The sequence below is a fragment of the Kineococcus esterisolvens genome, from assembly GCF_050871405.1.
GTDB lineage: Bacteria > Actinomycetota > Actinomycetes > Actinomycetales > Kineococcaceae > Kineococcus.
In genome coordinates this window covers 1-20,305 of the sequence record NZ_JBJLRI010000059.1, presented here as the reverse complement: position 1 = coordinate 20,305, position 20,305 = coordinate 1, and the positions used below count along the sequence as shown (strand labels likewise).

Annotated in this window: 26 protein-coding genes; 14 read left to right on the top strand and 12 right to left on the bottom strand. The window is 72.9% G+C overall.

The window, feature by feature from the left end; all coding sequences use genetic code 11:
• Positions 1 to 15: 15 nt before the first annotated feature.
• Together ACRYR8_RS16270 and ACRYR8_RS16265 are read left to right on the top strand one after the other, a co-directional pair.
• Positions 16 to 1,521: a LutB/LldF family L-lactate oxidation iron-sulfur protein gene (locus ACRYR8_RS16270; RefSeq protein WP_432485527.1), complete on the top strand. Its 1,506-nt coding sequence runs from the start codon at positions 16 to 18 to the stop codon at positions 1,519 to 1,521.
• The gene (locus tag ACRYR8_RS16265; protein ID WP_432485519.1) at positions 1,518 to 2,171 is read left to right on the top strand and encodes a LutC/YkgG family protein; all 654 of its coding nucleotides are present in this window, start codon (positions 1,518 to 1,520) and stop codon (positions 2,169 to 2,171) included. Before ACRYR8_RS16270 ends, ACRYR8_RS16265 begins: the two co-directional genes overlap by 4 nt.
• Before the next feature lie 160 nt (positions 2,172 to 2,331).
• Here the strand turns inward: ACRYR8_RS16265 and ACRYR8_RS16260 are convergent, their stop codons facing one another.
• Positions 2,332 to 2,967, bottom strand: a complete 636-nt coding sequence (locus tag ACRYR8_RS16260; protein WP_432485517.1) for a LysE family translocator — start codon at positions 2,965 to 2,967, stop codon at positions 2,332 to 2,334.
• 128 nt (positions 2,968 to 3,095) lie between these two features.
• On the opposite strand from ACRYR8_RS16260, the gene ACRYR8_RS16255 reads away from it, so the two are divergent.
• The 4 genes from ACRYR8_RS16255 to ACRYR8_RS16240 all read left to right on the top strand — a co-directional run bounded on the left by ACRYR8_RS16255 (position 3,096) and on the right by ACRYR8_RS16240 (position 7,109).
• The gene (locus ACRYR8_RS16255; protein WP_432485515.1) at positions 3,096 to 4,052 is read left to right on the top strand and encodes a LysR family transcriptional regulator; all 957 of its coding nucleotides are present in this window, start codon (positions 3,096 to 3,098) and stop codon (positions 4,050 to 4,052) included.
• Positions 4,053 to 4,341: 289 nt separating this feature from the next.
• A complete protein-coding gene (locus tag ACRYR8_RS16250; RefSeq protein ID WP_432485513.1) occupies positions 4,342 to 6,156 on the top strand; it encodes a subtype A tannase in 1,815 nt (604 codons plus the stop codon).
• Positions 6,157 to 6,435: 279 nt separating this feature from the next.
• Positions 6,436 to 6,789 (top strand): DMT family transporter, encoded by a 354-nt coding sequence (locus ACRYR8_RS16245; RefSeq protein ID WP_432485511.1) that lies wholly within the window; start codon positions 6,436 to 6,438, stop codon positions 6,787 to 6,789.
• Positions 6,786 to 7,109, top strand: a complete 324-nt coding sequence (locus ACRYR8_RS16240) for a DMT family transporter (RefSeq protein ID WP_432485528.1) — start codon at positions 6,786 to 6,788, stop codon at positions 7,107 to 7,109. The genes ACRYR8_RS16245 and ACRYR8_RS16240 overlap by 4 nt, the downstream gene beginning before the upstream one ends.
• Positions 7,110 to 7,247: 138 nt before the next feature.
• On the opposite strand, the gene ACRYR8_RS16235 is transcribed toward ACRYR8_RS16240, so the two are convergent.
• Positions 7,248 to 7,715, bottom strand: coding sequence for a nuclear transport factor 2 family protein (locus ACRYR8_RS16235; protein WP_432485509.1), 468 nt, complete (start codon positions 7,713 to 7,715; stop codon positions 7,248 to 7,250).
• A 102-nt stretch (positions 7,716 to 7,817) separates the two neighbouring features.
• Between ACRYR8_RS16235 and ACRYR8_RS16230 the strand changes: the two genes are divergently transcribed.
• From ACRYR8_RS16230 to ACRYR8_RS16215, 4 genes are all read left to right on the top strand, one after another.
• The gene (locus tag ACRYR8_RS16230) at positions 7,818 to 8,201 is read left to right on the top strand and encodes a hypothetical protein (RefSeq protein ID WP_432485508.1); all 384 of its coding nucleotides are present in this window, start codon (positions 7,818 to 7,820) and stop codon (positions 8,199 to 8,201) included.
• 49 nt (positions 8,202 to 8,250) lie between these two features.
• The gene (locus tag ACRYR8_RS16225) at positions 8,251 to 9,204 is read left to right on the top strand and encodes an exopolyphosphatase (RefSeq protein ID WP_432485507.1); all 954 of its coding nucleotides are present in this window, start codon (positions 8,251 to 8,253) and stop codon (positions 9,202 to 9,204) included.
• Between the two features lie 69 nt (positions 9,205 to 9,273).
• A complete protein-coding gene (locus tag ACRYR8_RS16220) occupies positions 9,274 to 10,113 on the top strand; it encodes an IclR family transcriptional regulator (protein WP_432485506.1) in 840 nt (279 codons plus the stop codon).
• Positions 10,114 to 10,229: 116 nt separating this feature from the next.
• On the top strand, positions 10,230 to 11,558 hold the full coding sequence (locus ACRYR8_RS16215; RefSeq protein ID WP_432485529.1) for a glucarate dehydratase family protein: 1,329 nt from the start codon (positions 10,230 to 10,232) through the stop codon (positions 11,556 to 11,558).
• Positions 11,559 to 11,577: 19 nt separating this feature from the next.
• Here ACRYR8_RS16215 and ACRYR8_RS16210 read toward each other — a convergent pair whose 3' ends face one another.
• A complete protein-coding gene (locus ACRYR8_RS16210) occupies positions 11,578 to 12,729 on the bottom strand; it encodes an MFS transporter (RefSeq protein ID WP_432485715.1) in 1,152 nt (383 codons plus the stop codon).
• A gap of 127 nt (positions 12,730 to 12,856) precedes the next feature.
• On the bottom strand, positions 12,857 to 13,249 hold the full coding sequence (locus tag ACRYR8_RS16205; protein WP_432485505.1) for an STAS domain-containing protein: 393 nt from the start codon (positions 13,247 to 13,249) through the stop codon (positions 12,857 to 12,859).
• Positions 13,250 to 13,665: 416 nt separating this feature from the next.
• Between ACRYR8_RS16205 and ACRYR8_RS16200 the strand changes: the two genes are divergently transcribed.
• The 3 genes from ACRYR8_RS16200 (at position 13,666) to ACRYR8_RS16190 (ending at position 14,662) form a co-directional block, all read left to right on the top strand.
• Positions 13,666 to 13,899 (top strand): FitA-like ribbon-helix-helix domain-containing protein, encoded by a 234-nt coding sequence (locus tag ACRYR8_RS16200; RefSeq protein ID WP_432485504.1) that lies wholly within the window; start codon positions 13,666 to 13,668, stop codon positions 13,897 to 13,899.
• Entirely contained in the window at positions 13,896 to 14,288 is a 393-nt protein-coding gene (locus ACRYR8_RS16195) for a type II toxin-antitoxin system VapC family toxin (RefSeq protein WP_432485503.1), read from the top strand. The genes ACRYR8_RS16200 and ACRYR8_RS16195 overlap by 4 nt, the downstream gene beginning before the upstream one ends.
• A gap of 188 nt (positions 14,289 to 14,476) precedes the next feature.
• Positions 14,477 to 14,662, top strand: a complete 186-nt coding sequence (locus ACRYR8_RS16190) for a heme biosynthesis protein HemY (RefSeq protein WP_432485502.1) — start codon at positions 14,477 to 14,479, stop codon at positions 14,660 to 14,662.
• Between the two features lie 163 nt (positions 14,663 to 14,825).
• Here the strand turns inward: ACRYR8_RS16190 and ACRYR8_RS16185 are convergent, their stop codons facing one another.
• Positions 14,826 to 15,293, bottom strand: coding sequence for a ChbG/HpnK family deacetylase (locus ACRYR8_RS16185; RefSeq protein WP_432485501.1), 468 nt, complete (start codon positions 15,291 to 15,293; stop codon positions 14,826 to 14,828).
• Complete coding sequence (locus ACRYR8_RS16180; protein WP_432485500.1) at positions 15,272 to 15,709, bottom strand: ChbG/HpnK family deacetylase; 438 nt, start codon at positions 15,707 to 15,709, stop codon at positions 15,272 to 15,274. Before ACRYR8_RS16180 ends, ACRYR8_RS16185 begins: the two co-directional genes overlap by 22 nt.
• Positions 15,710 to 16,062: 353 nt before the next feature.
• Between ACRYR8_RS16180 and ACRYR8_RS16175 the strand changes: the two genes are divergently transcribed.
• Positions 16,063 to 17,328: an IS110 family RNA-guided transposase gene (locus ACRYR8_RS16175; protein WP_432485499.1), complete on the top strand. Its 1,266-nt coding sequence runs from the start codon at positions 16,063 to 16,065 to the stop codon at positions 17,326 to 17,328.
• A gap of 171 nt (positions 17,329 to 17,499) precedes the next feature.
• On the opposite strand, the gene ACRYR8_RS16170 is transcribed toward ACRYR8_RS16175, so the two are convergent.
• The 6 genes from ACRYR8_RS16170 to ACRYR8_RS16145 form a co-directional block, all read right to left on the bottom strand.
• Positions 17,500 to 17,898, bottom strand: coding sequence for a VOC family protein (locus tag ACRYR8_RS16170; protein WP_432485497.1), 399 nt, complete (start codon positions 17,896 to 17,898; stop codon positions 17,500 to 17,502).
• Positions 17,895 to 18,443, bottom strand: a complete 549-nt coding sequence (locus ACRYR8_RS16165; RefSeq protein WP_432485496.1) for a DinB family protein — start codon at positions 18,441 to 18,443, stop codon at positions 17,895 to 17,897. The genes ACRYR8_RS16170 and ACRYR8_RS16165 overlap by 4 nt, the downstream gene beginning before the upstream one ends.
• 176 nt (positions 18,444 to 18,619) lie before the next feature.
• Positions 18,620 to 18,931 (bottom strand): hypothetical protein, encoded by a 312-nt coding sequence (locus ACRYR8_RS16160; RefSeq protein ID WP_432485495.1) that lies wholly within the window; start codon positions 18,929 to 18,931, stop codon positions 18,620 to 18,622.
• Positions 18,932 to 19,074: 143 nt separating this feature from the next.
• Positions 19,075 to 19,446 (bottom strand): PIN domain-containing protein, encoded by a 372-nt coding sequence (locus ACRYR8_RS16155; RefSeq protein ID WP_432485494.1) that lies wholly within the window; start codon positions 19,444 to 19,446, stop codon positions 19,075 to 19,077.
• Positions 19,447 to 19,455: 9 nt separating this feature from the next.
• Positions 19,456 to 19,752 (bottom strand): type II toxin-antitoxin system Phd/YefM family antitoxin, encoded by a 297-nt coding sequence (locus tag ACRYR8_RS16150; protein WP_432485493.1) that lies wholly within the window; start codon positions 19,750 to 19,752, stop codon positions 19,456 to 19,458.
• 84 nt (positions 19,753 to 19,836) lie between these two features.
• A complete protein-coding gene (locus tag ACRYR8_RS16145; protein WP_432485491.1) occupies positions 19,837 to 20,082 on the bottom strand; it encodes an SPOR domain-containing protein in 246 nt (81 codons plus the stop codon).
• Between the last annotated feature and the right edge of the window lie 223 nt (positions 20,083 to 20,305).

The window sequence follows — 20,305 nt, the reverse complement described above, 5'->3', positions numbered from 1 at the left end:
ACCACCGACCTGGGCATGCCTGCGGTGCGCGACGACTCCCACGACACCGGGCTGCCCACGCACTCCCCCGCCGGCCAGGGCAACCTGCGCGGCACCACCTCGTTCCCCGAGGCCGCGCAGGCCAAGCTCGCCGACACCCAGCTGCGCCGGAACCTCGGCAAGGCCACCGGCATCATCCGCGGCAAGCGCGCCGGCGTCGTCGCCGAGCTCGACGACTGGGAGGAGCTGCGCCTGGCCGGTTCGGCGATCAAGGCCGACGTCATGGCGCGGCTGCCGGAACTGCTGGAGCAGCTCGAGGAGAACGTCACCGCACGCGGCGGGCACGTGCACTGGGCGCGCGACGCCGCCGAGGCCAACGCGATCGTCGCGGACCTGGTGCGTGCCACCGGCTCGGACGAGGTCGTCAAGGTCAAGTCGATGGCCACCCAGGAGACCGGCCTGAACGAGGCGCTGGCCGAGCAGGGCATCGCCGCCTGGGAGACCGATCTCGCCGAGCTCATCGTGCAGCTCGGTCACGACGCCCCCAGCCACATCCTCGTGCCCGCGATCCACCGCAACCGCAGCGAGATCCGGGAGATCTTCCTGCGCGAGATGCCGGACGTGGACCCGGCGCTGAGCGACGAGCCGCGCGAGCTGGCGATGGCCGCCCGCACCCACCTGCGCCGCAAGTTCCTGACGGCGAAGGTCGCCGTCAGCGGCGCGAACTTCGCCGTCGCCGACACCGGGACCCTGTCGGTCGTGGAGTCCGAGGGCAACGGGCGCATGTGTCTGACGCTGCCGGACACCCTCATCACGCTCATGGGCGTGGAGAAGATCGTGCCCACGTGGAGCGACCTGGAGGTCTTCCTGCAACTGCTGCCGCGCTCCTCCACCGGCGAGCGGATGAACCCCTACACCTCCACCTGGGCGGGCGTCACCCCCGGCGACGGCCCGCAGGAGTTCCACCTGGTGCTGCTGGACAACGGCCGCAGCGCCGTCCTGGCCGACGAGGCGGGTCGCTCGGCGCTGCACTGCATCCGCTGCTCGGCGTGCCTGAACGTGTGCCCCGTCTACGAGCGCGTGGGCGGGCACGCCTACGGCTCGGTGTACCCCGGACCCATCGGCGCGGTGCTCTCGCCGATGCTCACGGGGATCTCCGGCCCCGACGACCCGAACGCGTCGCTGCCGTACGCGTCCTCGCTGTGCGGGGCGTGCTTCGACGCCTGCCCGGTGCGCATCGACATCCCGAACCTGCTGGTGCAGCAGCGCGCGGCGTCGGTGGAGTCGCACCCGCGGCCCACCGCGCAGGACCTGGCGCTGAAGGCCGCCGCGGTCGCGATGAGCTCCCCCGGCCGGTTCGCCGCCGCGGAGAAGGGCCTGGCCCTGGGCCGGCTGGTCGCGGGGCGCAAGGGCCGCATCAGCGCCCTGCCGTGGCCGCTGTCGCACTGGACCAGCAGCCGCGACGTGCCCGCCCCGCCGGCGGAGACCGCCCGGCGGTGGTGGGCCCGCACCGGCGGGCACGACACGGAGGAGGACGCGTGAGCAGCGCGCGCGAGGAGGTCCTGGCGCGGCTGCGCGCCGCCCGCGACGCCGGAGCGCCCCGCGGCGGCGTTCCGCCGGTGCCGCGCGACTACCACCGCAGCGGTTCCCTGGAGCCCGGCGGGGAGCAGGTGCTGGACCTGCTCGTCGAGCGCGTCGAGGACTACCGCGCCCGCGTGCTGCGTGCCTCCTGCGACGACGAGGTCGCCGTCGCGGTGGCCCGGTGCCTGGACGAGGCCGGCTCGCGCCGCGTCGTGGTGCCGGCCGACTTCGCAGCGGGCTGGCGCCCGCGGATCGGCGACCGCGAACTCGTCGAGGAGCACCCCTCGGCACCGTTGACGGTCCACGAGCTCGACGCCCTGGACGCCGTCGTCACCGGCAGCTCGGTGGCGGTGGCGCTGACCGGCACGATCGTGCTGGCCGGTGGTGCCGCCGGGCAGGGCCGGCGCGCGCTGACCCTGGTGCCCGACCACCACGTCTGCGTGGTGCGCGCCGCCGACGTCGTGGAGACGGTGCCGGAGGCGCTGGCGCGGCTGGACCCGTCGGTGCCCCTGACGTTCATCAGCGGGCCCAGCGCCACCAGCGACATCGAGCTGGACCGCGTCGAGGGCGTGCACGGCCCGCGTCGGCTGGACGTGGTCGTCCTCGGCTGAACCGGGTCCCCCGGACCTGCGGGTGGGTGGGCGAGCCCCATCGTCGCCGAACCGCGCTGCGGCTCCACCGTCGTGTCGGTCCCGACGAGTTCCGGGGGACGAGCCCGGGCACGCCCCGGTCGTCGGCCTGGTTCCGCCACGCGACGCCCCGGTCGCGCAGTCAGCGCTGAGCCGAGGTGGCGACCATCTCGACCGCGAACACCGCCAGGACACTGCCCGTCACCACCCGCTGAACCCTCAGGGCACGTGGGCGCGCCTGCAGCCAGCTCGAGATCCCGGCTGCACCCAGCACGACGGCACCGTTGACGGTGACCGCGACGACGATCTGCACCGCCCCCAGCTGCAGGAACTGCCGCCACGTCGGCCCGGCGCCGGCCGTCACGAACTGCGGGAGCAGCGCGGCGTACATCAGCGCGATCTTGGGGTTCAGCAGGTTCGTGGTCAGCCCCGTGAGGAACAACCGTCGCCCGGAGTGCGGGGCCAGCCGGCGAGGGGTGAACGGTGAGGCGTCACCGGGGCGCAGCACGCCCCGGGCCAGGTGGAGCAGGTAGCAGGCACCAGCGACCTCGACCACGTCGAGAGCCGCCGGCACCGCGGCGAACGCCGCCGACAACCCGGACGAAGTTGCGACCAGGTAGACCACGAACCCCGCCGTGACACCCGCCAGGGAGATCAGCCCGGCTCGCCGGCCCTGCGCGATGGATCGCGAGGCCAGGTGGACCATGTTCGGGCCCGGGGTCAGGACCACACCCAGAGCGACCACGACCACCCCGGCCGCCGCCGACCACGACACCACGACACCCCTCCCAGGACTTCTCGGCGATCGCCCACGACCTCATCCGCTCACCACGGGGCTGCGTGAGGCCGCCTGCAGCTTCACGCAGCACGATCACCGATGTCCATCGCACAATGACGGGAGGAAACGTGAAGCAGAGCAGCACGGAGGCGGTCGTGGACGAACTGGCGTGCCTGCGCGCACTGCAAGCGGTGCGTGCCCACGGCACCGTCACCGCCGCGGCCGGCGTGCTGCACCTGAGCCCCTCGGCGCTCAGCCAGCAGATCAAGCGCCTGGAACGGGCCAGCGGCCGCACCCTGACCGTCGCCAGCGGTCGCCGCGTCGTGCTGACACCTTCGGCCCACGCCCTGCTGGAGGCCGCGCTGCCCTTGGCCGACCAGCTCGACCGCGTCCTCACCGACCCCGGCCCGGGCGAGGTCGGCCGGCAGCAGGCCCAGGTCGTCGGGCACGTGCGCGTCGCCGCGTTCACCACGGCACTGCGCGCGCACGTCGTGAGCGTCCTGGCGGGCCTGCGCCGGACGCAACCCGGTCTGACCTGGTCCCTGCTGGAAGTGGACCCCGACCGGGCCCTGCCGGCCCTGACCGCCGGTGCCGTCGACGTCGCCGTCGTGCACCACTGGCGGGACCGCCCCGCTCCCGTGCACCTCGGTCTCACGATCAGCGGTGCGCACCACGACCCCGCCGACGTCGTCTGCCGCCGTGACGACCCCCTCGCAGGAACCTCCTCGAACGCCGGTGGGGACGACTCCCCCGGCGTGGAGCAGCTGGCGACGCGCGGCTGGGTCTCGACCGGAACCGGGACGGTCTGTCACGACTGGCTGCTGCACATGTTCGCCCGGCACCACCGCCGACCCGACATCGTCGCCGAGGTCCCCGACTTCACCCTCCACCTGGAGCTCGTCCGCCACGGTCTCGCCCTGGCCCTCGTCCCCCGCATGGGGCGACCGCCGCTGCACGAGGAGCTGACCACCCTCGCCCTGCGTGACGCTCCCGCCCGCGTCGTCGGCGTCGCCACCAGGAGCAACCAGGACGACGACCCGGCCATCAGCCTGCTGCGCGCTGCCCTGCTCCGAGCCCTGGACTGATCGGGGCCACCGGAGCGGGCAGGACCCAGCACCCGCGGACCCGACGCGACCCCGCACGACCGCCACAGCGCGTCCGTGCGAGCAGCCAGGCAGTCGCGCGAGCCCCGCCCTCCGGGAACTCGGCACGGACCTCGGCAGCGCCGCCCAGCGGCCTGCCTGACGGCCGGCTGTGAACCCCGCGTGAGGTCGCCGTCGAAGGACCGGATCAGGGGTTCGGGCGCCGATGGATCCGTACGCTCGACCAGGAGGAACCCGCGCGGAGCGGGCTCGGTGAACAGGGGATGGGCAGATGCAGTTGACTCGACGTGCCGCTCTCGCGGGAGCAGCAGGTGCCGGTGCGGTCGGCGTGATGGGGCTGGCGGCGTGCGAGTCGAACGACTCGTCGTCGAGCAGTTCGCCGGCCACGGACACCAGCGCCCTGGCGCTGAGCAGCACGACCTGGAACTACGACGCCACCAACGACGTCTACTACCAGCTCGGCAAGACCTACGTGGCCACTCCCGCCGCCGCCGACTACGAGACGCTCGGCGTGTACGTACCCGGCGAGTACTTCACCGCCACCGCCAACAGCGACGGTACCTACACCACCACGATCAGCACCAGTGGATCGGTCGGGAACCACACCGCCGCCACCGCACCCATCGTCTTCCCGGTCAACACCCCGGGCTACTCCGCGCAGAAGCCCCCGACGGAGTACAGCTACGACGACGCCTCGTCCTACCTCGAGGCCGGTTTCGTGTACGTGCTCGCCGGGGTTCGCGGCAAGGACAGCAACACCGACAGCTACACCGGCAACGCACCGTGGGGCGTCACCGACCTGAAGGCGGCCGTCCGGTACGTGCGCTACAACGCCGACGTGATCCCCGGCGACAAGGGCGGCATGTTCGTCTTCGGGCACAGCGGCGGTGGCGCGCAGAGCGCGATCGTGGGCGCCTCCGGCGACTCCGAGCTGTACACGCCCTACCTGGAATCGCTGGGGGCGGCGATGAGCACCGCCGACGGTGAGGCCATCAGCGACGCGATCGCCGGCGCCATGTGCTGGTGCCCCATCACCAGCCTGGACTACGCCAACGCCGCCTACGAGTGGAACATGGGCCAGTTCGCCTCCACGGACACCCGCGCCCCGGGCACCTGGACGGCCGCCTTCTCCAGCGACCTGGCCGACGCGTTCGCCACCCACCTGAACGACCTCGGCCTCGAGGACGAGTCCGGTCAGGTCCTCACCCTCACCCGCTCCCCCAGCGGCCGGTACCTCGCCGGCAGCTACTACGACCACGTGCTGGCCGCGGTCGACACCTCGCTGAACCGCTTCCTGTCCTACACCACCTTCCCCTACACGCCCTCGAACTCCTTCACGGCCGGCTTCTCCGGAGGATCTGTCAGCGGGAACATGCCCACCGACCCGCCCACCGACCCGCCCACCGACCCGCCCAGCGGCACGCCCACCGTGCCCGGCGGGAACTCGTCGCAGACCTCCACGACGTACCAGAGCGTCGAGGAGTACATCGCCCACCTGAACACCGACTCCACCTGGGTCCAGTACGACGCGGCGAGCGGCACGGCGAAGGTCGTGAGCCTCGAGGGCTTCGTCAAGAGCCAGAAGCCCCCCACCAAGGCCGTCGGCGCCTTCGACGGCGTGGACCGCAGCGCCACCGAGAACGTCGTCCTCGGCCTGGGAGCGGAAGGGTTGCACTTCGCCCCCGTCTCCCACGACGTGATCGCCGCCGGCCAGGAGGAGTACGCCGACTTGTCCGGCTGGGACTCCACCTACGGCGCCTCGGAGTACGAGCTGGACTTCGAGGAGACCGACAGCACCGGCCAGGACGTCACCTCCCGCCTGGGCATGTACGACCCGATGTACTTCCTCAGCGACCACTACGACGGGTACGGGAGCAGCACGGTGGCGCCGCACTGGCGCATCCGCACCGGCATCCAGCAGGGCGACACGGCGAGCACGGTGGAGATCAACCTCGCCGCTGCGCTGCGCAACCACGGCAGGACGGTCGACTTCGCCACCGTCTGGGGCGAGGGCCACACCCCCGCGGAGGAGACCGGCGAGGCAGCGGACGGCTTCATCGCCTGGGTGCAGGAGAGCCTCGCCTGAAACTGCGGCGGTCAGGCCCGGAGCACCGGGCGCGTCACGGTGTCCAGTGGTGCCACGGCGCCCACCCGAGGGTTCCGCTCCCCCGGGTCGAGCCGCGGTCCGCCCGCTCTCGAATCCGAGGACCCCGGTCCAGGGGTGGTGCGGGGCAGCGCCCTCCACCAGCCGTCCGGTGGGTAGGTTGCAGTCCGTGAGCACGACCGCACGTGAGCGCCTGCGTCGACCGGGCACCGCCGTGGACGCGGCACGGTCCGAGGGCCCCTCGTCGACGGAGCGGGCCCCGTGAAGAAGTGGCTGCTGCTGGCAGGCGCCGTCCTCAGCGAGGTCAGCGGTTCGCTGTCCTTGAAGGCCGCACTGGACCACCCGGGCTGGTACGTCCCGGTGGCCGTCGGCTACGTCGCCTCCTTCCTGTTCCTGTCCGCCGTGCTGCGCACCGGCATGGCCCTGGGCGTGGCCTACGGCATCTGGGCCGCCGCCGGCGTGGCCTTGACCGCCACCCTGGGCGCCGTCCTGTTCGGCGAGGCGCTGACCGCGCTGACGCTGCTGGGCATCCTGCTGATCATCGGCGGGGTCCTGCTGGTGGAGCTGGGCTCGCAGCGAGGCCGTGAGCACGAGGCACGGGGGGCGGAGCCCTGACGGCTTACGTCTTCCTGGCCCTGGCCATCCTCAGCGAGGTCAGCGCCACCGTGTCGCTGCGCATGGCCACCCACGGCCCCAGGACCTGGTACAGCGGCGTCGTCGTCGGCTACCTGGCCGCCTTCACGCTGCTGTCCCTGGCCCTGGCCGGCGGCCTGGGCATCGGCATCGCCTACGGCATCTGGGCCGCCGGCGGTGTGGCGCTGACCGCCGTCCTGAGCAGGGTCCTCTTCCACGAGGCGTTCAACCGCACCACGGCGGCAGGGATCGCCCTGATCATCGCCGGGGTCCTGCTCGTCGAGCTCGGTGCGGCCCACTGACCCGGGGAGCGTCCCGGCACTCCTCCCCCGCCGCCGGGAAGGAGGTCCGGAGGGGCGTCCTGCTCGGGGCCGTCCCCCGGGGGGTGACCGCCGGGCCGGCTCCGACGACGCTGCGCGCCGCTCGGAACCCCGGCGCGCTCAGAGCCCCAGCGTGCTGAGGCCCGCGTGGTCGGCGGGGCGGGGCGCGGCGCGGTCCCAGAGGAACAGCCGCTCGGACTCCTCGATCGCGATGTCGTTGATGCTCGCGTGACGCTCGGCCATGAGCCCGTCGTCGTCGAACAGCCAGTTCTCGTTCCCGTGGGACCGGAACCACCGGCCTCCCGCGTCCCGCCACTCGTAGGCGAACCGCACCGCGATGCGCGCACCGTCGAAGGCCCACAGCTCCTTGATCAAGCGGTACTCCTGCTCCTGCCGCCACTTCGCGGTCAGGAACCCCACGATCTCCTCCCGGCCGGTCACGAAGGTCGACCGGTTGCGCCACCGGCTGTCCTCGGTGTACGCCTGCGAGACCCGCTCGGGATCACGCGTGTTCCACGCGTCCTCCGCCGCACGGACCTTCTGGATCGCGGATTCACGGGTGAACGGGGGGAGGGGCGGACGAGCCACGGGAGCGTCTCCTCTGCTGTGCGTGCACCGGACGGTACGAGCATGGACCGTCCGGCCGCCCGCGCGCCGCTCGGCGTGCACGTCCGGTGAGCATGCGCTGGAATGAGCCAGGTGCAGCTATGGGCGACTGCCGCCGAGTCCGTGACCATCGAGGGCGACGACGTCATCCTGTGCGCCGAGGGGCGCACCGAGGTCTACGACCTCGACTACGTGCGGATGCTCGTCCCCTACCTCGTCGGGGAGCGCGACGTGCCGGCGATGAGGCTGGTGCACTTCCGCCCCGGCATGAAGCCCTGGATCTGCCTCAGCGTCATCGACGACGACGGGTCCGAGCCGGACCTGTCCGGCGTGGCGATCTACTCCGGTCTGGGGACCCACCGCGAGATGGGGCTGCACCTGAGCAGGCCCGAGGCGTGGCGCCTGGCGGAGATGCTGCAGCACTCCCTGCAGGAGCTGGACGAGGGGGAGCAGGACCGGGCGGCCTGAGGGGCCGCGGGCCCTCAAGGGACGGGGCCGGCGTGCCGATGGCAACGCCGTGACCTCCCCGGACGCCCTCCTGACCGGCGGCCCCTACCGCCTGGTGACCCGCAGCGACTTCGACGGGCTCGTGTGCGCGGTGCTGCTGCGTCAGCTGGACCTGGTCGACGAGATCACGTTCGTGCACCCCAAGGACGTGCAGGACGGCACCGTGGAGATCACGGGTCGGGACGTCCTGACGAACCTGCCGTTCGACGCGCGAGCCCACGTCGTCTTCGACCACCACCACTCCGAGACGCTGCGCGGCGGTGGGGCGGCCAACCACGTCATCGACGCCGACGCCCCCTCCGCGGCGCGCGTCGTGTTCGACTTCTTCGGTGGCGCCGAGCGCTTCCCGAGGATCTCCGACGAGCTGATGCGCGCGGTGGACCAGGCGGACTCCGCCGCCTACGAGGTCTCCGAGGTCCTGGACCCGTCGGGCTGGACGTTGCTGAACTTCCTCATGGACAGCCGCACCGGCCTGGGCCGCTTCCGCGACTTCCGCATCTCGAACTACCAGCTGATGATGCAGCTCATCGAGCACTGCACGACGTACCAGGACGTCGACGAGATCCTCGCGCTGCCGGACGTCGCCGAGCGCGTGGAGCTGTACCGCTCGCAGGCGGAGCCGTTCCGCGCGCAGCTGGAGCGGGTCACCACGGTGCACGGCGACGTGGCGGTGCTGGACCTGCGCGAGGAGGAGGTCATCCACGCGGGCAACCGCTTCCTGGTGTACGCGCTGTTCCCGGCCGCGCGCGTGTCGATCCACGTCATGTGGGGCCGGGAGAAGCTGAACACCGTGTTCGCGATCGGCAAGTCCATCGTGGACCGCACTTCCCCGGCGGACGTCGGCGCGGTGTGCCTGGCGCACGGCGGCGGCGGTCACGTGGCGGCCGGCACCTGCCAGGTGCCGCACGAGGAGGCGGCCACCGTGCTGCCGGAGCTCGTCGCGGCGCTGCGCGCCGAGCGCTGAGGCGGGCCCGGGGCGGACCCCCGGCGGGCGCCGGGACCTACACTCCGGGCGCAGATCAGGAGGTGGTCCATGGCGCGCACCCGGCGCGACGACGCGGACGGCGCGGCCCCTGCCGCGGGCGGCGCCGCCGAGGAGGAGGCCGCCGGCCGAGGGCCGGTGAAGTCCGCCGAGCGGACGGTCCGCATCCTGCAGGAGCTGGCGAGGCCGCCGTACACGTTCACGGTGGCGCAGCTGCAGGAGCGCACCGGGTACCCCCGCTCGAGCCTGCACGCGCTGCTGCGCACCCTCGTGGACCTGCACTGGATCGAGCCGCCCACGCCGGGCGGCGGGTACGGCATCGGCGCGCAGGCGCTGCTGACGGGCACCGCCTACCTGGACCGCGACCCGGCGCTGGCACCGGCGACCGCGTGCATCGAGGCGGTGCGCGACGAGACCGGCTGCACCACGCACGTGGCGCGCCTGGACCGCGGCAACGTGGTGTACCTGGCGACGCGCGAAGCCTCGGACGCGCACCGCGCGCACTCGCGGGTGGGGCGCTACCTGCCCGCGCACGCCACCGCGCTGGGCAAGGCGCTGCTGTCGGAGCGCACGGACGCGGAGCTGGACGAGCTGCTGCCGGGGCCGGACCTGCCGGCGCTGACCGAGCGGACCGTGCGCACCCGCGAGGAGCTGCAGGTGGAGCTGTCCGCGGCCCGCGAGCGCGGCTGGGCGCTGGAGCGCGGGCAGAACGTGGTGGACACGGTGTGCGTGGGTGTCCGCCTGGAGTACCGCATCCCGGCGACCGACGCGATCAGCTGCAGCATGCCGGCGCACCTGGCGAGCGACGAGGAGGTCGAACGGGTGGCCGCGGTGCTGGTGCGCCGGGCCGCGGAGCTGGCGCGGGAGCTGAGGGCAGCCGGGATCCGCTGAGGGCTCCACGTCGGTGGTTCACGTCCACGTCCGTGGACTCGCTGGGTCGGGTGTGGCAGGCTCACCGCGGGCCGTTCCCGCGCCTGCCGCCGACGCCGCCGATGCCGAAGGACGCCATGACCGCCACCGAACCCCTGACCGCCCCCTCCGCCGCCCCCGGCGGGCGCCCGGCGAACCGCATCACCCGCGTCGACGTCACCCCCGTCGCGTTCCGCGACCTGCCGCTGCTGAACAACGTGGGGGTCCACGAGCCGTTCGCGCTGCGCACGGTCGTGGAGGTGCACACCGAGGACGGCACCGGCCTGGGCGAGACGTACGGCGACGCCGCCCACCTGGCGCGGGTGCGTGCCGCGGCCGCCGGCCTGGTCGGCGCCGACGTGTTCGACCTCAACGGGCTGGCCGGGCGCGTGGCCGCCACCCTGGCGCGCGACACCACCACCGGCGGGCACGGCATGGGCGGGCAGGTCACCACCTCCAGCACCCTGAACCGCGTCCTGTCACCGTTCGAGGTCGCCGCGCTGGACGTCCAGGGCCGGCTGCTGGGCCGCCCCGTCAGCGACCTGCTCGGCGGCGCGGTCCGCGAGGCCGTCCCCTACAGCGCCTACCTGTTCTACAAGTGGGAGGCGCACCCGGGGACGCGCGGCGACGGCGGCGGCGACGACTGGGGCGCGGCGCTGGACCCCGAGGGCCTGGTGCGCCAGGCACGTCGCATGGTCGACGACTTCGGGTTCACCGCCGTCAAGCTCAAGGGCGGGGTCTTCCCGCCGGAGCAGGAGGTCGAGGCGGTCCGCGCGCTGCGGGCGGAGTTCCCGGACCTGCCGCTGCGGCTGGACCCGAACGGGGCGTGGACCGTGGACACCTCCGTGCGCGTGGCCGAAGCCCTCGAGGGCGTCGTGGAGTACCTGGAGGACCCCACGCCGAGCATCGAGGGCATGGCCGCGGTGCACCGGCGCACCGACGTGCCGCTGGCGACGAACATGTGCGTCGTCGCGTTCGAGCACCTGGCCCCCGCGGTGCGCGCCGACGCCGTACAGGTGGTGCTGTCCGACCACCACTTCTGGGGCGGGCTGCGCCGTTCGCAGGACCTGGCGCGCATCTGCGAGGTGTTCGGCATGGGCCTGTCCATGCACTCCAACTCCCACCTGGGCATCAGCCTGGCGGCGATGACCCACCTGGCCGCCGCCACGCCGAACCTGGACTACGCCTGCGACACGCACTGGCCGTGGAAGCTGGCCGCGGACGACGTCGTGGTGCCCGGGGCGCTGGGTTTCGCGGACGGTTCCGTGCGGGTCCCCACCACCCCCGGCCTCGGGGTGGAGCTGGACCGCGACGCGCTGGCCCGCCTGCACGAGCAGTACCTGCGCTGCGGCCTGCGCGACCGCGACGACACCGGCTACATGCGCACCGTCGACCCGTCGTTCAGCCCGAACACCGCCCGCTGGTGAGGCGGGGCGGCCGCGGACCTCACCGCGGCCGCCCCCGCGGCACCCACGCCGCCAGCCCCGCCGCCGCCGCGACCGCCAGCACCGCGACCCCGCCGCTGGCCACGGCCAGGGTGGCCGCCCCCGCCGCCGCACCCACCAGCACGGGCCCGGCGGCCACACCGGTGTCGGTGACCAGCCGCCAGGCGCCGAGGAACCGCGCCCGTTGCCCCGGCGGGGCGGCGTCGGCGCCCAGCGTCATCACCAGCCCGGCCCCCATCCCGTTGCCCAGCCCCATGAGCGCGCCCACCAGGGCCACGCCCGCACCCGTGTGCGCCAGCGGCAGCAGCGCGTGGGCACCGCCCAGCACCAGCATCGAGGGCACCCCCACGACCCGGCGGCCGAAGCGGTCCATCACCGCACCGGCCGGGTAGAACAGCGCCGTGTCCACCGCCCCGGACAGGCCGACCACGAGGCTGGTGGCGGTGGCGTCCAGCCCGGTCTGCTCGCACCACAGCGGCAGGACCGTCTGCCGGGACTGCCGCACGGCCTGCACCGCCAGCGCCGCCGCACCCAGCGTCGACAGCACCCGGGCCTGCTCGCGCAGCACGGCGAGGACACCGCCCCGGACCGCGGGCGGCGCGCCGGCCGGGAGCCCGGGCGGGGCGGGGTCGGGCAGGGCGAGCACGACGACGGCCGCGGCGAGCACCACCAGACCCGCGACCGCGTAGGCGCCGGCGCGGCCGAGCAGGGCGGTGCCGGCGGCCCCGGCGAACGGACCGGCGAACAGGCCGATGCGCCCCACCCCGCCGAGGGTGGACAGGGCCCGGGCGCGCAGGTGCACCGGTGCGGCGGCCGTCAGGTACGACTGCCGCGCCAGGCCCCACACCCCCGCGGCAACGCCCAGCGCGAGCGCGGACAGCGCCAGCACGGCCACCGAGCGGGCCGCCGCGGCACCGGCGAGGGCCGCGGCGGAGACGGCCGCGGCGGAGAGCATGGCCCGGCGCTCGCCGGCGCGGGCGGTCAGCACCCCGGCGGGCAGCGCGCCGGCGACCTGCCCGACGCCCAGCAGGGCCACGACGAGCGCGGCCGCGGCGACGGGGGCCCCCACGGCCCGCGCGGTCAGCGGCAGGATCGGCAGGACGGCGCCCTGACTGGTGCTGAAGAGGGCCGCCGGGGCGTAGACGGCGGCCAGCGAGCGCCAGGAGCGGTCCCAGCCGGGGCTAGCCAGCGCCGGCCCGCCGCGGGGCGGGCACCGGGTCCTGCACGGAGTCGCTCACGGCGTCACCCTGCCGCACGGGCCCGCGCCGCGCCCGCGCGGCTCACCCCGCGACGACCTCGTCGAGGTTCAGCACCCCCAGGACGTGGCGCAGGAAGGGCCGCACCCGGCGCAGGCGCAGCTCGCCGCCGATCGCGCGCAGCCGGCGGCGGGCGGCCAGGACGGCGTCGATGCCGCACACGTCGCAGAAGACGACCTCGGCCAGGTCGAGCTCGAGGTCGGTGCGGCCGCGCCGCGCCGCGCGGTCGACCGCGCCGAGCAGGAGGTCGGTGGTGGACGCTTCCAGCTCGCCACGGGCCCGCAGCACGGCGCTGCCGGGCGCGGGACCGTCGTGCAGGAGGAACTCCAGGCGGGCCGCGGCGGTGTCGGCGGTGTCGTGGTCGCAAGGCCGCTCGGCGGTCGCGGGCGGGACCTCGGCGTGGAGGGGAAGGGTCACGGGACACCCCCGGTGCTGGGGAGGACGGGCTCGGCACGAGCCCCGGCGCCTCACGGAGGCTGCTGGTACAACCCGCCCCCACCGTAGACCGCGGCCCGGCGCCGCGTCGATCCCCTTCGAGCGGGTGACGCGATCGGGTGACGGCGCCCGCTGGTCGAACAGACGTTCCCCCGAGCACGGGGCGAGGCCGTCCCCGACGTGGTCGACGGACTCCCCGGGCCGCTCCGCGACGGAGCACTCGCGCCGTTGTCCGGCTGGTGTCGACGCAGGCGACGCCTGGGCGGGAGCACCTCGTGGCTCGGTGGCGCCGCAGCGCGAAGGCCAGCCCGACCGGTGCTGGACCGCTCTGCCGGCGGCGCGGTCACGGCGATGACCGAGTCGTTGCAGACCGGCGCTCACGGCGCCACAATGGCGCCGTGCCCAGCGTTCAGATCAAGGACGTCCCCGCCGAGACGCACGCCGTCCTGCGACGACGTGCTGCCCTGGCACACCAGTCCCTGCAGGAGTACCTCCTCGCCAAACTGGTCGAGGAAGCCAGCACCCCCTCCCTCGATGAAGTGCTCGAACGGGCTGGCGGACGAGCCGGCGGCAGCTTGTCCTTCCGCGACGCGGTGGAGGCGGTGCACGACGACCGTGACCGTCGTTCGTGATCGTCGTCGATGCCAGCGTCCTGGCCCCCGCGCTGGCCGATGACGGCCCCGACGGCGACCGAGCCCGCGACCGGCTGCGCGCAGAAGTCCTCACCGCCCCTGAAGTGATCGACCTCGAGGTGGCCTCGGTCCTGCGTCGCGCCGCAGCGGGCGGTCGCCTGCCGGACCGCCGCGCCGACCTGGCGTTGAACGACCTCGTCGACCTGCCCCTGCGCCGAGCCGGTCATCGGGCGCTGCTGCGTCGCTGCTGGGAACTGCGGCACACCGTCACCAGCTACGACGCCGCGTACGTCGCACTGGCTGAAGCCCTCGACGTCGTCCTGGTCACCGCCGATGCCCGACTGTCCCGGGCACCGGGCATCACCTGCGAGGTGGAGGTGATGAGCTGAACGTCCCCACGTGGCGCCTTCCGAGCGCGTCCAAGACCGCTGACGACCGCACGGACTCGTCGACGAGCGAGCACCGGTCATCCGGGGCGGGAGCGTCGCTCACCGCCCTGGACCGAGGAGGCGGACGAGGAGGAGGGTGCACGGACGAGCGCTCAGCGCGTACCGGCTCGATCGGAGGAGTGGACATCGTGAGTGGACACCAGGCGGTCGAGCGCACCGACGCGCAGGACCCGCGCGACCCCAGGCAGCGCTACCGCGCCCTGCCCGAGCCGACCCGCCTCGCCGACGTGGTCGAGACCCAGGAGTCCCAGCCCGTCCCCGACCCCACGGCAGGTCGCGACCCCGAGCGGGACTTCATGCTCCGCTACGCGTGAGAGGGCGGGCGCAACTCCCGACGACGCGCGTGACGCCGACGGCCGCTCTCACCGCCGTCGCGACCCCACATGCCGAAGCGCGCCTGGTCGTGACGAGGCTCGAGCCCGGCGGTCGGCAGGGGGCAGGGGGCGGGAGTGGAGCCTGCACCGACGAGAGACCGGCCTACCGCTCGAAGCCCGCGCCGGCGGCGCTCCACGCCTCCTGCAGCGGTCGGTAGTCCAGGACGACGATGCCCTCCTCCTCGAGCACCTCGCGCGCCCGGGGCGAGAGGAGGAAGTCGTGGCCGGAGCGGCGCACCGCCCACCCCAGGTCGGCCTCGGCCGCCGTCTCCGGTCCCACCGCCGGGCGCACCGCCCACTCGCTCAGACCCGTCGGCAGCTCCCGCAGCAGCTGCAGGTACCGCTCGGCCTTGCCGTCGACGTCGAGGGCGAAGCTGTCGACGAAGTCGTGGTCGAGCACCGGCAGCCCGCGCCGGCGCGCGGCGCTGCGCGCCGGCTCCAGCCACACCCTCGCGGCCATGCCGTGCTCGGCAGCCAGCGCCAGCGTCAGCTCCAGGACGTCGGCGCGCCCGCCGTCGGCCAGCACGTGCCAGTCCAGGTGCGTGGGGGTCAGTCCGGCGCGGGCGACCACGTCGAGCTGCGCGCGCAGCTCCCGCTCGACGTCCTCGAGGCGGGCGCGCTCAGCAGTTCGGGCACGGCCGCACTGGTGCGGAACAAGCCCTCCTCGTCGACCAGGGACGGCACCTGCTGCGGTGCGCTGATCGGTGCCCACCGGTGGGCTGGGCCGTCGCGGGTGAGGGTCAGGTGGATGCCGAAGGGCACCTCGGGCGCAGCGCGCAGCAGCCGCAGCGCCTCGCCGGCCGCCGGGCAGGGCACCATCAGGCTGGCCGAACTGGCCACCCCCTGGCGCACCGCGGCCAGGATCGCGGTGTTGATCGAGGGGTGCATGCCCAGGTCGTCGCAGTCGAGGATCAGGACGCGGGCGTTGGCGGGCAGGCCCAGCAGCTGCACCGATGAGGACGTCGACGAGGAGTCGGGATGGTCCACGGCTACGGGCGTCGCTCCGGTGCGGTTCACGGCTCCCGACAGCACTACGACACGGACCCATCGTCAAACGACTTACCGCTCACTGCGCAGACTCCTCCTGCCAGCGGTCTGCTGCGGCACCGTGTGCGGTGTCAGCAGCACCAGGCTGCTGGTGCACCTGGGCCCACCGGATCACCGCCCAACTTACGCTGACCTTCGAGGTCCTGGATGAGCACGACGCGGTCCGGTGGCCCCAGGACGGGAGTGACTGGCGACAGGGCTGCGCGCCACAGAGCGCCGATCAGTGAGCGACCGGCTTCCACGTCCTGAGACCACCAGGTGCTGACCTGCTGCTGCAACGGCAAGGGAGCACCATGAGTGTCGAACAGATCCACCGAGCTCGTACAGAGGCAGCCACTGATCCCCCCGCGCCGACCGCGGGGATCGACTGGGCCAGCACCGACCACGCCGTCGCCATCGTCGACGCCCACGGCATCCAGATCCTGCGGGAGATGGTCGAGCACACCGCCGCCGGCCTGAACCGCATGATGCGGCTGTTGACCCGCGCCGGTGTCCGCGAAGTCGCCCTCGAACGCGGCGACGGGCCCGTCGTCGACACCCTGCTCGAGGCGGGGTTCACCGTCTTCGTCATCGCCTCGAACCAGGTCAAGAACCTGCGCCAGCGCTACGGCGCGGCGGGCAACAAGGACGACCACTTCGACGCCTACGTCCTGGCTGACACCGTCCGCACCGACCGCCGCAGGCTGAACCCGCTCACGCTGGATTCACCGGCCACCGTGACGCTGCGGATGACCGTCCGCGCCCGCAAGGACCTCGTCGCGGCCCGCATCGCGATGGCCAATCAGCTACGGGCCCAGCTGGAGCACGTCCTGCCTGGGGCGATCAAGCTGTTCCGCGACATCGACTCCGCCATCACGTTGGCGTTCCTGACCCGCTTCCCCACCCAGACCAAGGTCGACTGGCTCACTCCGAAACGACTGGAGAACTGGCTGCGCACCCAGCACCACCCCCACCCCGCCCGCACTGAACGCCTCCACGCCCACCTGACCGCCGCGACCCGCGGAACCGTCGGGGACCAGGCCGAGACCCGCGCGCACGTCACCGCTGCTCTTGTCGCCGGTCTGACTACCCTGCGGGCTCAGATCAAGGCTCTGGAAGAGCAGATCGAGACCCAGCTGCTCGCTCACCCCGACGCGGTGGTGTTCACGTCCCTGCCCCAGGCCGGCATCGTCCGCGCAGCCCGGCTCCTGGCCGAAATCGGCGACTGTCGCAGCCGCTACCCCACCCCGGAATCGCTGACCGGCCTCGCCGGAGCGACACCCTCGACGCGGCAGTCCGGCAAGGTCAAGATCGTCAGCTTCCGCTGGGCGGTCGACAAGGAACTGCGAGGCGCGGTGATGGACTTCGCCGGGGACTCCCACCACGCCAACGCCTGGGCCGCTGACCTCCACCGCAGAGCCCGAGCCCACGCCCGAGCCCGCGGCCACGATCACCCGCACGCCACTCGCGTCCTCGCCCGGGCTTGGCTGCACGTGATCTGGCGCTGTTGGCAGGACGGCGCCGCCTACGACCCTGCTCAGCACCGGGCTCTGCAGACCGTTCTCGCGGCGGCTGCTTGACACAGGGCTACTCATCCCGCGACCAGCGGGTGTCACTGCCGTCAAAGTGGCCCCAAAGGAGCAGGCAGCAGCTAGGACACGACTGGCCCAGCCAGGGCAGCGGATGTCCCGCGGAGGATCGCCACTTGGGACCCTTGCGGTTGCACGCGTCGAAGAGCGGTCGAGCTTCAGTCAGAGGTCTTGGGCAATCTCCCACAGCAGGCCGCCTGGAGAGCTGAAGGCGGCAGTGCGCTTGCCCCAGGGACGATCGAGGGGTCCGTTGAGCAGTGCGACTCCGCGGCGGGCCAGCTCGGCGCAGGCCGCATCGACGTCGTCGACCCAGAGGGTCAGCAGTGCCTGCACCTGGGGGGTGACCGGGCTGGAGGCCGCGGGGGCGACCAGCTCATCGGCCGCCTCGATCGACAGCAGGTTCAGCGCCGTGCTCCCGAGCATCAGCACCACCGAGTCCGCGTCGGCGAAGGCGAGAGGCATCCCGAGGACGTCGCGGTGGAAGGTCGCCTCGGCATCGACGTCACTGACGAACACGGTCAGGGCGCCGAGGGCCTCGGTACCGGGAAGGGGGTCGTTCATGAGGGCTCCTCCTGAGGGGACCGGCCACCGAGGTCGGTGTCGCTGAAGTCGGTCATGACGAGGTGTTGGTGGCCGTCGAGGAGTTCGCGGACCACGTCAAGGTGGCCGGCGTGGGCGGCGGTCTCGGCGATGACGTGCAAGACGGTGGCGCGCAGGTCCCGGTCGGGGGTCCCGGGGAAGGCCGTGAGCGGCCAGCGCGCCGAAGGCGCGTCGAGGAGTCGGGTGCGGATCACTTCGTCGCTGCGGCGGGCCTCAGCCCGGTAGCACTGGACCACGTCTTCCGCCGTCCTGTCCTGGGGGACTCGCCAGACTGCGTCGTCGGTGGGCAGGGCGAGCCGCTCACCTGCGACCACGACGCGGAACCAGAAGCGCTCGACGTCGATGGTCAGGTGGTTCACCAGGCCCAGTGGCGTCCATCCCGAGGGCAGGACGGACCGGCGCAGATCGGCCTCGGACAGTCCGTCAAGAGCAAGCAGAAGGTGGGTGCGCTGGTCATCCAGGCACGACAGCAGTGCGTCGTGCTCCGGCTCGGGGGTCCTGTGCATGGTGACAAGACTGCTGCAACGCTCCTCAGTCATCGCTGACGTCGCCCGCGTGCGTAACGTTCTCCGTTACGCGCACCAGGACGGGCTCTGGGCCTCGTTCACGCTCATCCCGCCCTCCGGGCGCGATCAAGGGCGGCGGCGGACGTGCCCCGCCGGCGTTGGCCGGGCCGAGACGACTACACGCCGAGGCTGCGATCGACCTCTGCCTCGGGCCAGACAGGGATCGGTTCTAGGTGCTCGCGCATGTGGGCCACATCGTCGGGAGTGAGGCCACCGGAGCCGTCCACGTCGGCGTGGTCGCTGTCGAAGCGCCCGAGGGACCAGGCGATGCGGCAGGGGCCGTTGTGATCGTCGGGGGCTGCGCACAACGCCTCACCGATCACCGTCTGCAGCCGCTCGATCTGCGCAGGCGTGGCGAGGACGTCCACGTAGAGCCGGAACGGACGCCGTCGATCATCGACGGGCTGCAGGTCGAGGTCGCCACTCACCCGGGTGACCGTAGCCGCGCACTCGCGCGATCGACCTCCCGTTTCCGAGGATGAACGTCCGCACATCCCGCGTTCCGCGCTGCGCTCGGTCGTAGCGCCACCTGGGCTCATCGCAACCGTCGACGGCTCACCACAGCAGCGCGTCAAGGACTCCTCACGTCGAGCAGCGCGTTCAGTCCTCGGTAGTCGTCGAGGTTCGAGGTGATGAGCGGAAGATCGTGCGCCCGAGCGGTCGCGGCGATCATCAGGTCCACACGTCGAGGCCGGGGCTTGCGGCCGATCGCCACCACGGCCGCGTCGATGTCGTGGTAGGCGTCCAGGACTCGGATGGACACGGGAAAGGGGTCGAAGACCGCTGCGGCGACGTCGTAGCGCCGCTGTCGCGCCGCCCGCACCTCAGGGTCAGCGGCGCTGTTGATCCCGCCGGCCAACTCGAACATCGTCAGGATGGAGATGGAGGCGCCTTCGACGACGATTCCGTCGATCAGGACGTTGCTGTCGATGAGCACGGCCACGGGCGAGGTTCACGGCTCCTGGCGGCGAGCCGCACGGGTGTAGGGGTCGTCCAGTTCGTCGTCGAAGGCATCCCTGATGTCCTGCTTCCAGGCGTCGGCCTGCTCGGTGCTCAGGGGGGCGTCGGCATAGAGGGCTCGCAGGGCGTCGGCGCTGACGAATCGCTGGGGCTTGGCCGGAGGTGGGCTCATCCGCAGGATGCCGAAGCTCTCGCCGTTGATGGTGACTTCGAACTCCTCACCGTCACGCAGCTCGCGCAGGATCTTGCCGCTGTCGTTGCGGAGCTCGCGCTGGCTGATCGTCCTCATGCAACCACCGTAGCAGTGCTTTGCTACGGCGAAGGGTGCACGTGGTGGGTCTACCACTCATCCCGCCGTCCGCGCGGACTGCTGTCAGTAGCTGCCCTCAATCTTGGCCTGCACGACGAGCTCCTCATAGCCGCTCCCTGCCTCGTCGACCGCGTCTGGAGGCGCGAGGGAGATCGACCACGGGACCTCGCAGGGACCAGCATGTTCAGGCTCCGGGCACAGGACAGCCATCAAGCGCTCCTGCACCGCCTGCGCCTGCTCCAGCGACGCCCAGAGCCCGATCCGGATCTCGTACGTCCCCTTGCCGTTGACCGGGTTGGTGGGAGCCACGAGGCCAACGCTAGTAGTCCAGTGCTGTCGTTCGCTTCCTTCGACCACCACCCATCACACCGATCGACTCCACGGTCATCCCGCCCTCCGGGCGCGATCGGGCTGAACGGTGAGCGGTGCACCTGCTCCGCGGACCGGTGTTCTCGCCCGCCCCTGTCGTCCGCCCCTGTCGTCACTGACGAGGAAGCGCGCTCCGGCCACCGGCCCTGCGGTTGTGCACCCC

Coding starts and splice junctions, on each gene's coding strand:
- ACRYR8_RS16250 (WP_432485513.1), top strand. CDS start 4,342: ATGCAGTTGACTCGACGTGCCGCTCTCGCGGGAGCAGCAGGTGCCGGT.
- ACRYR8_RS16220 (WP_432485506.1), top strand. CDS start 9,274: ATGGCGCGCACCCGGCGCGACGACGCGGACGGCGCGGCCCCTGCCGCG.
- ACRYR8_RS16270 (WP_432485527.1), top strand. CDS start 16: ATGCCTGCGGTGCGCGACGACTCCCACGACACCGGGCTGCCCACGCAC.
- ACRYR8_RS16215 (WP_432485529.1), top strand. CDS start 10,230: ATGACCGCCACCGAACCCCTGACCGCCCCCTCCGCCGCCCCCGGCGGG.
- ACRYR8_RS16150 (WP_432485493.1), bottom strand. CDS start 19,752: ATGAGGACGATCAGCCAGCGCGAGCTCCGCAACGACAGCGGCAAGATC.
- ACRYR8_RS16170 (WP_432485497.1), bottom strand. CDS start 17,898: ATGAACGACCCCCTTCCCGGTACCGAGGCCCTCGGCGCCCTGACCGTG.
- ACRYR8_RS16230 (WP_432485508.1), top strand. CDS start 7,818: ATGAGCCAGGTGCAGCTATGGGCGACTGCCGCCGAGTCCGTGACCATC.
- ACRYR8_RS16165 (WP_432485496.1), bottom strand. CDS start 18,443: ATGCACAGGACCCCCGAGCCGGAGCACGACGCACTGCTGTCGTGCCTG.
- ACRYR8_RS16175 (WP_432485499.1), top strand. CDS start 16,063: ATGAGTGTCGAACAGATCCACCGAGCTCGTACAGAGGCAGCCACTGAT.